Source organism: uncultured Chloroflexus sp. (assembly GCF_937129525.1).
GTDB lineage: Bacteria > Chloroflexota > Chloroflexia > Chloroflexales > Chloroflexaceae > Chloroflexus.
Window position 1 is genome coordinate 1 of the sequence record NZ_CAKZNK010000062.1, and the last position, 14220, is coordinate 14220.

The following is a 14220-nucleotide window of genomic DNA, read 5'->3' on the forward strand; positions in this document are numbered from 1 at the left end:
GTGACCGGCAAGGTTGCGCGCCCCCCGCCCGCTGCGCGTTGAGATGCGGGCAAGCGCGACCCGGCACAGACGCTGGCAACCCGCTTTCCGCAGCGCGCCGTGCTCAGAGAGACGTGAGCGGGCACAGCATGCCACGACGAACATCCTGCCATCGCATACAATATGGCTGATAACGTCAGTAAGCCTGTGTGCCACCGTATGCCTATGTCACTTATTGCTCACCTGCTCGAACCGACCGGCAGTCACTGGAACCAGACCATCGATGAACTCTGGAAACAGTTTGGCGCGCCACACAATCTCGATCTGCTACCACCCCATTTTGTCAAAAGCACCTTTCCCCGAATGGGTGGCATGGTGGTGGCGTTTTACGACGATAACCAACTTGTCGGTGGCGGTCTTCTCTTTCCACGTGACATCATGCCTGATGGTCGGCGATGCTATACTTTACGCCTTCATGAGCTTGACCGCGAATTGTGTGATGAAGCCGTGAGCGTCGCGCTGGCCCCTCTGCCGGTTGTAATCTATCGTCCCGGCGATGGAGTAACCTTTGCGTCGCCGGAACCGCGTCCTGCCGGCGTTTGGATTGGACCGCCACAGGAAACTGATTTGCCCGCCATTGCCGCACTCTACCGCGCTGTGTGGGGAAGCCAGCCCTACCCCGGCGATCTGTTCAGTGCCGAATTTGGCCCCGCTACTGCTCTGGTGGCAACTGTAGACAATCGACTGGCCGGATTCTTGCTCGGTTTTCTACGCTTCGGCAGTATGTCGCCAGTTGGCGGTGAGCTGGCTGTCGAGTCACAGGTTATGGCCGTTGATCCGACATACCGCAACCACGGCCTGGCTACGCGCCTGAAACGAGCGCAAGCGCAGGCCGCGCTGGATCGCGGTCTTCACTGCATTCAGTGGACGGTTGATCCGTTGCAGTTGCCGAATGCTCTTCTTAATTTCAACCGGCTCCACGCTGTTGCCGGCGCGTTTGTGCGGGGCTATTATCCGGTTCAGAATGAATTGAATGTGGTGACGGCATCACGCTTTATCGTGACCTGGCTACCGGCCAGCGATCATGGCCGGCGCGGGCTGGTTGATGGTGGGGAGCGTCTCACGTTTGCCGATCTGTCTGGCGTAGCTGTGCTCAATGATGGCCCCCAGATGTTGCCTGCGCCTGACAATCCTCCCTGGATTGCAATCGCCATTCCCCCCAACTGGACAGCATTGCAACACCGTGATGTCACTCTGGCAGCGGCCTGGCGCGATGCAACAGACACCATTTTTGCGAGGTGGGTGGGCTGGGAAGCGGGAAAATATTTGATATACGCTGTGGCCAATGACACCGTCGGCAATCACTATTTGATCGGAAAACCGGCGGGGCCGTGGGCCTGGAGGTAGATGAGAGGGCAGCAATGCCGCGCGACAACACATCATTGCGCCAACTCAGCAGCCATTGCGAAACGGTGAAGAGATCTCTACCCCGGTTGCAACAATTTGTTGTATACTGCTCTCGATGATTGTGCATTTTAGCGCAAACACGGCGCCGTTTAACCCTACCCGCGCCGTCATACTATGGACGCTCGCCTTCCTGATCGGGCCGTGGCCGGCACTGGCCTGTATCATTCATTGTCTTTATCTGCCTGACTACAATCCGGCTGGAATTGAACATTTTCTCTGCTCGGCGCCGCACCCTTCCGGTCAGCATGAAACTTCGCCGCCGCCAGTGCGCTATGAGATGGCGTCGTCTACGCTCGCCTTGTTCATCGGTTTCCTCATTGTCGTGCAGCGACTACTGGCCGAGCAACCAGTGACATTTCTATCATTCACTGTTACTCCCGAACCGCCGCCGCCTCGCACAACTCTGCCTCAACCGTCATCGTGATGTTCGACTGCGCGTTTAGCGCGCAGCGCCCGGTTGTCTGCGCAGGTTGATACTCTCTTGATTCTTTTGCGAGGTGATCATATGCGACGCATTGCGATCTTCATTACGGCAGCGTTTGTGGCTCTGGCTCTGGCAGGATGTGGGGCCAACCAGACAACGCAGACCGGTGGAATTACGGTACGTGATCCGTGGGTGCGGGCTGCGATGATGAACGTAGCCGGCGATCAGTCGGGAGCAATGGGGAACATGGGGCAGAGCACACCGATGGCCGGAATGAGTGACCACGGTCACGGGAGCGAGAGCAGCGCCGTCAGCGCCGCGTATATGGTACTGGTCAACAATGGCGCGGCTGATGCAATTGTCAAAGCCGAGAGCGACGTTGCTAAATCGGTGGAGCTGCATAACGTGATTATGGAAAATAACGTGATGCAGATGCGGCAGGTTGAGGCGATTGAAGTGCCGGCGAATGGCCAGGTCGAGCTGAAACCGGGTAGCTTCCACGTGATGCTGATCGGTCTGAATCGCGATCTCAAGGAAGGCGATGAAGTGACGATCACGCTTACTACACGCAGCGGCAAGACAATTGAGGTGAAAGCGCCGGTGCGCAAGCCGTAGCGCCAGTGTGACGAAGTGTTGATGTTGGATGGTTGATGGTTCCCCCACTCTCTGCGCTTGTCGTGAAGAGTGGGGGAGCGAAACAAATCGCTCTGTTAGTATTCGCAGGTACCCTCTATGATACAACGCTGGCTTATATCCATCATCGTGATGATCACCGCGCTCGCACTGAGCGGTTGTGGCGCCTACGAATTTCGCGGCACGGTGCTCGAACCGCCTAACCCGGCACCCGAGTTGCCGCTCACCGATCAGTTTGGTAACGCCTTTCAATTGAGCAATTATCGCGGCAAGGTGGTTCTGCTCTTCTTTGGTTTTACCCATTGTCCTGACATCTGCCCTACCGCGCTTGGCGATCTCAAACGGGTGATGGAAAAACTCGGCAACGACGCGGCCAATGTTCAGGTGGTTTTTGTCTCGGTCGATCCCGAACGCGACACGCCTGATCTGATGCAACGCTACCTGGCAGCATTTAACCCTACCTTTCTTGGACTGAATGGTGATCGATCCGTTCTAGAACAGGCGTACAAAAACTATGGCGTGACCGTCATTCGGCGTGATCTACCCAATTCGGGCCTGGGCTACACTATCGACCATTCAGGATACATCTACGCCATCGACCAGGCCGGGAACTGGCGGTTGCTCTGGGCGCATGGCACGCCGGTCGATGATATTGTGAGCGATGTGCAGGCCTTGCTCCGCAATCCGCCAGGTATGTGAGCTGACGACATTCCGCCGGTTCCAGACATCTACGGATCAGGAAGAAGTGAACACGCAATGGGACAGCTAAACCTGAGCGCGCGGATGCGCGTGGTCATCTTACTGACTACAGTTGCCATCATTGTCGCCGTTGGCCTTTGGCTCTGGCAGGCAACCACCAATCGACAACGACAACTGGTATTTGAGATTCCACCCGGCACTGCTGCTCGCCTGGCTGCCGGTGAAGAGGTCAATATCTTTCCCTCAACGATCGTCATTGACCTGCGACAACACGACACGCTGGTGATTCAGAATAACGATAGCGCCGAAGTCACTATCGGGCCGTTTCGGATCGTTCCCGGTCAGCGTTTTGTGCAGCGTTACTGGGGGCCAGGAGTGTATGAGCTGGTATGTTCAGTGCATCAAGGCGAGCAACTGCGGATTGAAGTGCGTTGATTGATTGAGCTATAACCGGTATATTGCGGTACAATAACCATAGCTGGTTCACGCGCTCAATTCCTTCAAACGCAATGGTGTGTTTACCTGCTCAATGACGAGAAGGACATTCATATGCAGATCTCGCACTGGCATGCCACGCTCGATCGACCGCCATTACCGGCTATTGATCTTCCGGCGACAGCCAATGTGGTTGTGGTTGGCGCCGGTGTTGTGGGGGCAGCAACCGCGCTTTGGCTGGCGCGCGCCGGTCTCAAACCATTGGTTATCGACCGTCAAGGGCCGGCAGCCGGCGCAAGTGGTCACAATGGTGGTATCCTCTCAGCCGGTCTGGCCGAGAACTATCTGGCTGCAACCGCGCGCTACGGCAAACAGGCGACACGCGAATTGTATGGGTTGAGTCTGGCCGGTCAGCAACTGCTGGTCGAGTTGATCGAACAGGAACGGATTGATTGCGATTTGCGTCTGCACGGCAATCTAAATCTGACGATTGGCGAAGCCCAATTGACAATTGCCGCCACTACCGTCGCTGCCCTGCAAGCCGATGGATTCCCGGCGGCGCTGCTCGACCGTGATTCTGCTCAAGAACTGGTGCGGATACCGCTGGGCGCCGCAATTACCGGAGGCCGGTTTAACCCCGCCGCCGGCACGCTCCATTCCGGCAAGCTGGTGTACGGTTTGCTTGAGGCTGCTGACCGCTACGGCGCGCAGTTCTGCTGGAACGTGACACTTCATCAGGTGACTGCTGCCGAAACCGGTTTGCGCCTGATAACCAGTCGCGGCTCAGTTGCTACCGGCGCTGCCGTTATTACCATCAATGCCTGGAGTGGCGAGGTATTGCCGGAGCTGTCCCAGCGCATCAAACCGGTGCGCGGACAGGTTCTCTGCACCATGCCGGTCGATCCATTTATAATGTGCGGTTTTGGCGCCAGTTTGACCCCAACCGGCGAATACGGGCAACAGTTGCCGGGAGGTCAGGTTTTATTCGGCGGCTGCCGCGCGGTTGCGCCCGATCAGGATGTTGGCGTTAGCGCTGGCGAGGTTAGCGCCGACGTGCAACATGCGCTTGAGGTCGGTTTAGGCCGTCTCTTCCCGACGCTAGCCGGGATTGCCATTGAGCGGCGCTGGTCAGGCCAGATGGCATTCACCGCTGACTATCTGCCAATCGTGGCGAATCCGCTCCCCAATCTCTTTGCAGTGGGAGGCTTTTCTGGCCATGGAATGCCGTTTGCCGCCATCGTTGGCCGCCATCTGGCTGAAGCAGTGCAAACCGGCACAATACCATCTGCGCTAGAGTTGTTAAGCTGTGAGCGCGAGACGTTGATCTGGTAAAACGTGAACACCGTTTGCGAGCGAGCGTAAGCCAACGTTGCAGCAGAACAAGCTCGCTCAACTACCGCAAGCCACTACCTGCATACCGCAAAGCAGTGTTAACGCGGTGCCGGTCGTGGGAGCGCAATGGAGATAACCGGCACCCGTGAATACATTCTCGTTGAGCTGACTCCCTTCACTTCACCCTGCGATAGCGAGCAAACAAACTCTGACAGGAGATCAGCCGAGTACAATTCCGCTCGCCGGTACTCGCTCACCTATGCCCGCCCTGGTCACGTCTGCCTCTCACCAACACAACCGCTGCCCTTCACTTAGCGGTCGCGCTCATACACCACTTGCCCGCCCAGAATTGTCATTTCAACCTGAATGTCTTTGATCTCTTCCGCCGGACAGGTAAAGTAGTCGCGGTCGAGCACTGCCATATCGGCCAGAAAACCGGGCGCAAGCGGCCCTTTAATATGCTCTTCGCGCGTCAGCCACGAACCGGCCACGGTGCAGGCATAGAGAGCTTCTTCCCGACTTACCGCCTGATCGGGCGCAATCAGCGTGCCTTTCCAGCTTTTGCGCGTCACGAGCGCGTACAAACCGATGAAGGGATTAAAGTGAACGGTGCTCGGCACATCGCTGGTTGCAACGACTCGAATGCCACGATCAAGGTAGGTGCGCATCGGTTTATAGCGCGCAGCTAATTCAGGCCCAACGTCACGGAAGAGGTCGTCACCTTCGTAGTAGATGAAGGTGGGTTGAATCACGACGGCCAATCCATGACGCGCCATATGTTGCAGACTCTCTTCGGTGGCAAAATAACCGTGAATGAGATTGTGGCGGTGCTCACGCGGGTATTCACGCAATACATCGGCAAAAGCGCGCGCTGCTTCATGATGAGCGCGATCACCAATCGCGTGAATGCCAATATCCCAGCCCAGGGTATGGCCGTGGGTGAAAAATTCGCGCAAATCTTCCGGATCGAGCCGGTTATAGTCGTACACCCGGTCTTCGCCGAGAAACGGCTGAAACATCCAGGCCGTATGCGAGGTGGTGCCACCGTCAATCGCCATCTTGAGACCGCCAATCCGCAGCCATTCATCGCCAAATCCGCTCAGGCCGCCGAACGCTACCGCGCGCGCCTCCAGCTCGGCGCGAGTTTCACTTTCACGGAAACCGTGCCATGAGATCAGCAGATTGGCCCGCACCGGCAGGCGACCTGCCCGTCGCGCTGCCAGATATGCTTGAATCTCCCAGGGTTGCAAGCCGGGGTCGAGAATGCTGGTGATCCCGTAGGCGAGATACGCTCTCCCCGCAGCTTCCAGCGCCGCGATACACTCAGCCTGAGTCGGCGCAGGCAGCAACCGGCGGCACAATTCTTTGGCGGCGGCACGCAAAATACCCGACGGTGTGCCATCGCGATCGCGTTCGATCTTGCCGCCGACCGGATCAGGGGTAGCGGCGGTCACACTGGCCAGCTCTAACGCCCTGGTATTCACCACGTCCATGTTGAAGAATCGCTTGAGCAAGACCGGATGCGCTGTGGTAGCCGCATCGAGATCGTGTCGGTTGGGCAATCGACCCTCACGAAAGAGCGATTCGTTCCAACCTTCACCCACAATCCATTGCCCGGGAGGCGTTATGCTGGCTACCGCTCGCACCCGCTCAACCAGTTTGGCAATCGAGTCGCAATCATCGAGGCCAATGCGCCCCAATTTCAGACCCATCTCGAGCATGTGATTGTGAGCATCGTTGATGCCAGGGATGACCGTCCGCCCACCCAGATCGATCCGGCGCGTCGCCGGGCCGGCCAGCGCCAGCGCATCTGCATCGTCGCCCACGGCGACGATACGCCCATCTTTGCAGGCAACGGCGCGGCACTGTGGGAGTGTTGGGTTGAGCGTGTAGATGGTAGCGTTGAACAAGATCAGGTCGGGAGCAAGATCGCGGGCGAGAAGCATAGTAACCTCCAGATAGGATCGACATTTCAGCGCCTCAAATCGGCGCTGAAACGAGGCATGAACAAGGGCAGACCGGCCCTGCGATGCCTCTTCAGCGATCGCTTGCCATTCGGATCAGCCGGCCACCGCCTGCATAGCCAGCGCGATTGCCCCTAAAACGCCGGCGCGCGCGCCCAATGCCGGCGGCACAATGAACGCTTCAGGCTGTGCCAGAATGCGCGGATGCTGCAAGTAGCCATTGAGCCAGCGTTGGGTTGCCGCTCGCACCAGCGGGAACATCTGCGGTTGACTCATAACGCCACCGCCGATGATGATCCGCTCTGGCGAGAGGATGCATAGCAGGGTCGCCATTGCCTGCCCCAGATAATCGGCTTCCAGCTCCCACGCCGGGTGATCGGATGGCAATTCCTCAGCCGGTATCTGCCAGCGCGCCTGAATAGCGGGACCGCAGGCTAACCCTTCGAGACAATCACCGTGGTACGGGCAGATGCCAGGAAACGGATCGCGAGCCGGATCGCGCACCGGGTGGATATGTCCCATTTCCGGATGGATTAGCCCATGTACCAGTTTCCCGCCAACCAGCGCTCCGCCACCGATCCCAGTGCCAACAGTGATGTAAACGGCAACCTCACAATCGCGCGCCGCGCCCCATCGGTGTTCGCCCAACAATGCTGCATTCACATCGGTATCAAAACCCACCGGTAGACTCAGCGCTTGAGTCAGCGTTCCCACAACATCGGTATCGGCCCAACCCGGTTTGGGTGTGGTCGTGATGGAGCCGTAACGGGGTGAGGTTGGATTGAGATCAACCGGCCCGAACGAACCAACACCGATGGCAACCAGTCGTTCAGATCCATTCGCCCGGAAGAATTCGATAGCCCGTCCAATCGTCTCGGCAGGAGTGGTGGTTGGGAAACGGATCTCGGCCTGAATATCGTCTGGCCCAGTCCCAATTGCGCATACCCACTTCGTTCCGCCCGCTTCAATCCCACCGTAAAGTGGAGTTGGCATCACCACACCTCATCGTTGCAGCAATCTCAAACAGACGCGCCAGCAAAGAGCGCACATCGCACTTCTCACAGCGCTATATCACGAGCGAGCACATCCTCTTCGGTTTCGCGACGCTGAATCAGCCGAGCCTGCCCATTCCCCACTAACACCAGCGCCGGTCGGGGCACGAGATTGTAGTTGCTGGCCATACTGAGGGTGTACGCGCCGGCGGTCGCCACTGCCAGCACATCGCCAGGTTGGGCTGACGGCAAGGCAACCTCGCGCAAGAGCACATCTCCCGACTCGCAGTATCGTCCGCCGACGCTAACAACCACGTCGGCAAGCGTGTCGGCGCAATGCGCCAGCACTGCCGTGTAACGCGCTCCATACAGCGCAGGTCGAATATTGTCGGCCATACCGCCATCGATATGGAGCCATTGCGCCCCCTTCCGCGCCACAATCCGGTAGAGGGCCACACCAGCCTGGGCCACTATCGAGCGCCCCGGCTCCACGGTCAGGCGTGGCAGCGGGAGATCGTAACGCGCGCAGGCGGACTGCATAGCTGCGCCCACCACCCGGGCATAATGGTAAATATCGGTTGCCGGCTGATCAGCAGTGTAAGGCACACCCAAACCGCCACCAGGACTCAACTCAAGCGGCGTAATGCCAAAGCGATCGCGCAATCGCGCAGCCTGCGCAGCCAGGATCTCAACGGTAGCCACCACCTGATCGAGCGCAAATAATTGCGAGCCGATATGGGCGTGCAACCCCAGCCAGCGCAACCCCGGCGTGGCAAGCGTTTGAGCCACCGCCTCATCTAGCGCCGACAGCGACAGGCCAAATTTCGCCGCTGCGCCACCGGTTGCAATGTGGGCGTGAGTATCGGCTTCGATTGCCGGCGCAATCCGCAACAAGACACCCTGCGGCACCGACAAAAGTCCGCTCAGAGCGCGTAACCGGGCCAGCTCATCAAGGTTATCAACCACAACTGCGCCCACCTGCCATGCCACTGCCCGCTCCAGTTCGGCATCAGTTTTGGCGTTGCCGTGCAAATGAACCTGCGCCATCGGCACACCAGCGCAGCGGGCAACCTGCAGCTCGGTTGCCGATACCACATCGAGACCCAATCCCTCTTGAGCCACGATTTGCGCCAGCGCCGTATTCAACAGCGCCTTGCCGGCGTAATGCACCTGCGTTGGGCCGGGGTAGGCAGCGGCAAATGCCTGCCGATAGGCGCGCATCGCGCTACGCAGCGTTGTCTCGTCGAGCAGGTAGAGCGGTGTTCCGAAACGTTCGGCCAATTCGATGACATCACACCCACCAACAAACAGGCGACCGGCCTGCACCGTCGCCGTTACCGGCCAGATATGGGGCGCAAGGCTCATGCGTTGATCCCTGCCAGACCGAGGCGCGGAGCCGCCGCGCGCAGCGCAGCAATCACCTCGCCGATCAACGCATCAAGATCCATCCCGATCACTTCAGCCCCGTGGACAATCCCTTCACGACTGACCTTTGCAGCGAAGGCCTTATCCTTCATCTTTTTGCGCACCGACGAGACCTCAACGCTATGAATGCTCTTATCGGGACGCACCAGCGCAACCGCAGTGACAAATCCACTCAACTCATCAACCGCGTAAAGAGTGCGCTCCAGCGGCGATTCGGGCAAAATTCCGCTGTAGTCGGCGTGACTGAGGATAGCGCGCAAGATTTCTGGAGACCATCCCTGCGCGCGGAGATAGGCCACACCGTAGAAGGGGTGACCGGGCAGTTCAGCGGGCACCTCATCACCGCGAAGCAGTGCTTCAGCGATTGCCGTTGTCGCCGGCCCTGCTTCAGGCATGTGCGGATAGCGTTCAAAATCGAGGTCGTGCAACAGACCGACCGCCGTCCACAGATCGACATCGGCGTCCTGCTTGACAGCAAAATGGGTCATACACGCCGCCACAGCTTCACAATGTTTCCGCAAACTGTCTGTGGTTATCCATTCGTGCATGATCTGACGGGCTGTATTGGTGAGCATCGCAGCTCCTTTGGAATAGTTATTGGGGAAGGATATGTGCTAATGCATATGATACCACGATTATAACGAAAGCTCATAAAGCAATCGACAGCTTTGATTAGCCACGAGCAACAAACATGGGAAAGGGGTATGCCATGAGGCACGACCCTTTCCCATCATTGCGATACACGCCCGTTTCACCTTACTGCACTGACCACAAGACCGCAGACACGCCAACAAGAGGATTTACCCCAGGCGCACTCGTCGCAAACGGAGTGAATTGCTCACCACAAACACCGACGAGAAGGCCATAGCTGCTGCGGCCAGCACCGGACTCAACTGCCAGCCGGTCAGGGGATAGAAGAGGCCAGCCGCCACCGGAATGAGCGTGACGTTATAGGCAAATGCCCAGAACAGATTCCAGCGAATCGTTCGCACTGTCGCTCGACTCAATGCAATCGCCTGCGGCACACCCATCGGATCACTGCGCATGAGTGTAATATCGGCGGTTTCCATCGCCACATCAGTGCCGCTCCCCATCGCGATTCCGACATCAGCCTGAGCCAGCGCCGGCGCGTCATTGATGCCATCCCCCACCATAGCCACATGCCGCGTCTGGCGACCGGCTTCTCCCTGCTGTAAACGGGCCACAATCGCCGCCTTCTGGTCAGGTTTGACCTCGGCATAGACGGCCTGTGCCTGAATCCCGACCGCTGCCGCAATGGCCTCTGCCGTGCGCCGGTTATCTCCGGTGAGCAGCGCCACTTCTAGCCCGGCGCGGCGCAACGCAGCTACGGCCTCGGCAGCGGTTGGCTTAACCGTATCGGCCAGGGCAATGACTCCGGCCACTTCACCATCAACGGCGACAACGATCGCGGTCTTACCCTGAGCCTGAAGCCGGGCAACTGTTGCCGACACTCCGGCGACATCCACAGCTCGCTCGGCCAGCCAGCCCGGTGTACCTATTAAGATGGTTTGGCCAGCGACCTCAGCTTCGACACCGGAGCCACTGACCGCCTGAAACCGGGTCGGGCGCTCAATCGGCAACCCACGAGCCTGTGCTGCCTGCACAATTGCCACTCCCAGCGGGTGCTCACTGCGACTCTCGGCAGCGGCAGCAAGCCTGAGCAGGGCCAGATCGGCTGGTAGGCCAGATGTATCGGCCTGAGCCAATACCGGTTGCGCCACTGCAACCATATCGGTCACCGCTGGTCGCCCCCCGGTCAACGTACCAGTCTTATCAAACACCACGGCCTGCAACGTTGCTGCTCGCTCTAACGCTTCGGCATTGCGGATCAGGATGCCATGCGCCGCGCCGGTACCCGTTCCCACCATAATCGCCGTCGGCGTCGCCAGGCCAAGCGCACACGGGCAGGCAATCACCAGCACTGCTACGGCAAAGATCAATGCCTGTGTCAAACCGACGCCGGCCCACAACCAGGCCAGAAAGGTGACCAGCGCAATCACGATCACAATCGGAACAAATACTGCTGATACCCGATCGACCAGCGCCTGCACCGGCGCCTTTGACCCCTGCGCCTCTTGTACCAGACGCGCGATTTGCGCCAGCGCCGAGTCTTTGCCGATCCTGGTTGCTCGCATCTGGAAGCTGCCGCTGCGGTTGATCGTAGCCCCAAACACAGGATCGCCAGGCTGTTTTTCAACCGGTAGACTCTCGCCAGTGAGCATACTCTCATCGACGGTCGACTCACCTGTTACGATCACGCCATCGACTGGGATCTTCTCGCCGGGACGCACAATCACCATCTCACCGACCCGCACCTCAGCGATCGGCACATCGACTTCCTGGCCAGAGCGAATCACGCGCGCGGTCTTTGGTTGCAAGCCGATCAGGGCTTTGATAGCGGCGCTAGTCTGACTCTTTGCCCGCGTCTCCAGGTACTTACCCAACAGGATCAAGGTAATAATGAGCGCGGCTGTCTCAAAATAGACATGACCAGGAGCGCCGCTCAGCATGATTGCCAGACTGTAGAAATAGGCCGCCGAGGAACCGAGCGCAATCAGGGTATCCATCGTTGCCGTGCGCAGCTTGAGCGCGCGCCAGGCATAGCGGTAAAAATCGCGTCCTGAGTAGAACTGTACCGGCGTTGCCAGGGCCAGAAAGAGCCAGTTGAGCAGATCATCACGCGCGGCGACCATTGTCATCACTTCAGCCATTGTTGCGCCGGCCATCGTCGCCATCATTGCTGCGCCTTCACCGATTAACCACGGTGCGATCAAACCAAAATCACGCGCCATCGAGAGCGCAAATAGCGGCAATCCAAAGATGACGCCAACCAGCAACCGCCGTCGTCGAATTGCCATATCTTGCGCGCGTGCCCGCGCCTCAACGTCTTCGGTTTCAGCTTCCTGTGCGGTTGGGAGAATGACCCCGTAACCGGCTTGCTCAACTGCTTTGGCCAGACCGGCCAGATCGACCATACCAGGCACATAGCGCACCAACGCCTGTTCACTGGCCAGATTGACCTCGGCACTCAACACGCCCGGCGTCTTGCGCAACGCCTTCTCGACCCGCGCCGAACAACTCGCGCAGGTCATGCCGGTAATAGCCAGCGTGATTTCATCGGTAACCACACCATAACCAGCCCGCTCGATTGCAGCCTGCAATGCCATTGGCTGCGTTTGCGCCGGATCAAAACGAACCAGCGCCTGTTCACTGGCCAGATTGACCTCGGCGCTCAGCACGCCCGGCGTCTTGCGCAACGCCTTCTCAACCCGCGTCGAACAACTCGCGCAGGTCATGCCGGTTACCGGTAGAATGAGTTCACGCTCGGCCATGATGTTCACCTCGATTCACTCAATATTCATCGGTCGGGCCAGCGAATCAGGCGACCCGACCGTATACCGACACAGTTAACAGGCAATGCCGAGCGGCGTCACATCATCGTAGCCGGCCTCTTTGATTGCCATCACAATGTCAGTAATGTCTACATCATCGTCGTGAACAACGGTGACAATCTTGCTGTTCAAATCGACCTCGACCTGCGATACGCCGGTCAGTGCTCCGACCTCTTTGCGCACAGCATGGACACAGTGCTGGCACGATACACCCGGCACCCGAAATTGCTCAGTTACCATTCGATGACCTCCGTAGGCTAACGATGGACACTCTCGAACACCTGTAACAACTCATTCAACACCCGCTCGCGCTCGCCAATATCCTCGCTACGGATTGCCGTTGTCACGCAACTGCGCAAATGTCCGGCCAGAATGACGGCGTCGAGCCTGGCCAGCGCCTGCTGGATCGCGCGCGTCTGATTCAGCAGATCGATGCAGTAGGCATCTTCCTCAACCATCCGCTGCACACCGCGAATATGACCCTCTATCGTCTTGAGGCGATTGAGAACCTGCTGCTTGTGCTCGTGATCCATCGGCTTACTCCTTCCAGTGATACCCCCTCCCCCAGGGGAGGGGTAACACAGAGAGTATAGCACACTTCACTGGCAGATTTCAAGTCGCGGGGCGGCGAGTGCCTGTTGTAAGTGGTTTAGTATGGCTTAGAGTTTACGAATTGTTCCGCAACACCGATCGCAGCCGGGCCACCAATCGATGGAAGCGTTCATCGTCACGCCATTCTGCCCGACGTGGACGAGGCAGATCGATAGGTAGTTCGGCTAACACCTGCGCTGGTCGTCGGCTCAACACCACCACCCGGTCGGCCAGCAAAACGGCCTCAGCCAGATTATGCGTGACCAGTAAGACTGCCGGCGATGGGGTAATCGCAGCCAGTAGATCGAGCAACTCACCCTGTAATTGTTCGCGGGTTAGCTCATCGAGAGCGCTGAACGGTTCGTCGAGCAGCAAAACCGGCGGCGCCAGCGCCAGTGCCCGCGCCAGCGCCACCCGCTGTTGCATGCCACCCGATAACTGCCGCGGCAACCGATGCGCGGCATCGCTCAAGCCTACTCGCGCCAACAATTCGGCTACTCGCGCAGCTCTTGCCGTCGTTGGCCAGCCTGCCAGTTCCAGCGGTAGCGCAATGTTGGCCGCAGCGTCGCGCCATTCGAGCAGCGCGGCGGCCTGAAATGCGATTCCGAAACGATGTTCGCGCCGCGCTTGCGCCGGTGGCAACCCAAAGAGTGTGATCTGGCCGGTGTCAGGTTGCTCTAGCCCGGCGATGATGCGCAACAGCGTGCTCTTGCCACACCCGCTCGGACCGACCAGTGCCACAACTTCGCCGGCGGCGACAGTCAGATCGATTCCGGCCAGCGCCTGCACCTCACCGGCGCGCGTCTGATAGGATTTTGTCACGCTGCGCGCGTCGATTGCGCACTGTGTTAAGGGAGTGTGTGATT

General features: G+C 58.7%; 14 protein-coding genes. 6 read left to right on the forward strand and 8 right to left on the reverse strand.

The window, feature by feature from the left end; all coding sequences use genetic code 11:
- The first annotated feature begins 198 nt into the window (after positions 1-198).
- The 6 genes from Q0650_RS07230 to Q0650_RS07255 all read left to right on the forward strand — a co-directional run bounded on the left by Q0650_RS07230 (position 199) and on the right by Q0650_RS07255 (position 4969).
- A complete protein-coding gene (locus Q0650_RS07230; protein ID WP_298817381.1) occupies positions 199-1386 on the forward strand; it encodes a GNAT family N-acetyltransferase in 1188 nt (395 codons plus the stop codon).
- Between the two features lie 115 nt (positions 1387-1501).
- Entirely contained in the window at positions 1502-1870 is a 369-nt protein-coding gene (locus Q0650_RS07235) for a hypothetical protein (RefSeq protein WP_298817383.1), read from the forward strand.
- An 81-nt stretch (positions 1871-1951) separates the two neighbouring features.
- Positions 1952-2485, forward strand: coding sequence for a copper chaperone PCu(A)C (locus Q0650_RS07240; protein WP_298817386.1), 534 nt, complete (start codon positions 1952-1954; stop codon positions 2483-2485).
- A gap of 117 nt (positions 2486-2602) precedes the next feature.
- Positions 2603-3202: an SCO family protein gene (locus tag Q0650_RS07245; protein ID WP_298817389.1), complete on the forward strand. Its 600-nt coding sequence runs from the start codon at positions 2603-2605 to the stop codon at positions 3200-3202.
- A gap of 57 nt (positions 3203-3259) precedes the next feature.
- Positions 3260-3637, forward strand: a complete 378-nt coding sequence (locus Q0650_RS07250) for a hypothetical protein (RefSeq protein WP_298817391.1) — start codon at positions 3260-3262, stop codon at positions 3635-3637.
- A 114-nt stretch (positions 3638-3751) separates the two neighbouring features.
- A complete protein-coding gene (locus Q0650_RS07255) occupies positions 3752-4969 on the forward strand; it encodes an FAD-binding oxidoreductase (protein ID WP_298817392.1) in 1218 nt (405 codons plus the stop codon).
- A gap of 311 nt (positions 4970-5280) precedes the next feature.
- On the opposite strand, the gene Q0650_RS07260 is transcribed toward Q0650_RS07255, so the two are convergent.
- The 8 genes from Q0650_RS07260 to Q0650_RS07295 all read right to left on the reverse strand — a co-directional run bounded on the left by Q0650_RS07260 (position 5281) and on the right by Q0650_RS07295 (position 14176).
- Positions 5281-6915, reverse strand: a complete 1635-nt coding sequence (locus Q0650_RS07260) for an amidohydrolase (RefSeq protein ID WP_298817393.1) — start codon at positions 6913-6915, stop codon at positions 5281-5283.
- 114 nt (positions 6916-7029) lie between these two features.
- A complete protein-coding gene (locus Q0650_RS07265; RefSeq protein ID WP_298817394.1) occupies positions 7030-7926 on the reverse strand; it encodes an ROK family protein in 897 nt (298 codons plus the stop codon).
- Positions 7927-7991: 65 nt separating this feature from the next.
- Positions 7992-9290, reverse strand: a complete 1299-nt coding sequence (lysA, locus tag Q0650_RS07270) for a diaminopimelate decarboxylase (RefSeq protein ID WP_298817395.1) — start codon at positions 9288-9290, stop codon at positions 7992-7994.
- The gene (locus Q0650_RS07275) at positions 9287-9925 is read right to left on the reverse strand and encodes an HD domain-containing protein (protein ID WP_298817396.1); all 639 of its coding nucleotides are present in this window, start codon (positions 9923-9925) and stop codon (positions 9287-9289) included. Before Q0650_RS07275 ends, lysA begins: the two co-directional genes overlap by 4 nt.
- Before the next feature lie 225 nt (positions 9926-10150).
- Complete coding sequence (locus Q0650_RS07280; protein WP_298817398.1) at positions 10151-12703, reverse strand: heavy metal translocating P-type ATPase; 2553 nt, start codon at positions 12701-12703, stop codon at positions 10151-10153.
- A gap of 75 nt (positions 12704-12778) precedes the next feature.
- On the reverse strand, positions 12779-13003 hold the full coding sequence (locus tag Q0650_RS07285) for a heavy-metal-associated domain-containing protein (RefSeq protein WP_298817400.1): 225 nt from the start codon (positions 13001-13003) through the stop codon (positions 12779-12781).
- 17 nt (positions 13004-13020) lie between these two features.
- A complete protein-coding gene (locus tag Q0650_RS07290; RefSeq protein WP_298817402.1) occupies positions 13021-13296 on the reverse strand; it encodes a metal-sensitive transcriptional regulator in 276 nt (91 codons plus the stop codon).
- A 133-nt stretch (positions 13297-13429) separates the two neighbouring features.
- Complete coding sequence (locus Q0650_RS07295) at positions 13430-14176, reverse strand: ABC transporter ATP-binding protein (protein ID WP_298817404.1); 747 nt, start codon at positions 14174-14176, stop codon at positions 13430-13432.
- Between the last annotated feature and the right edge of the window lie 44 nt (positions 14177-14220).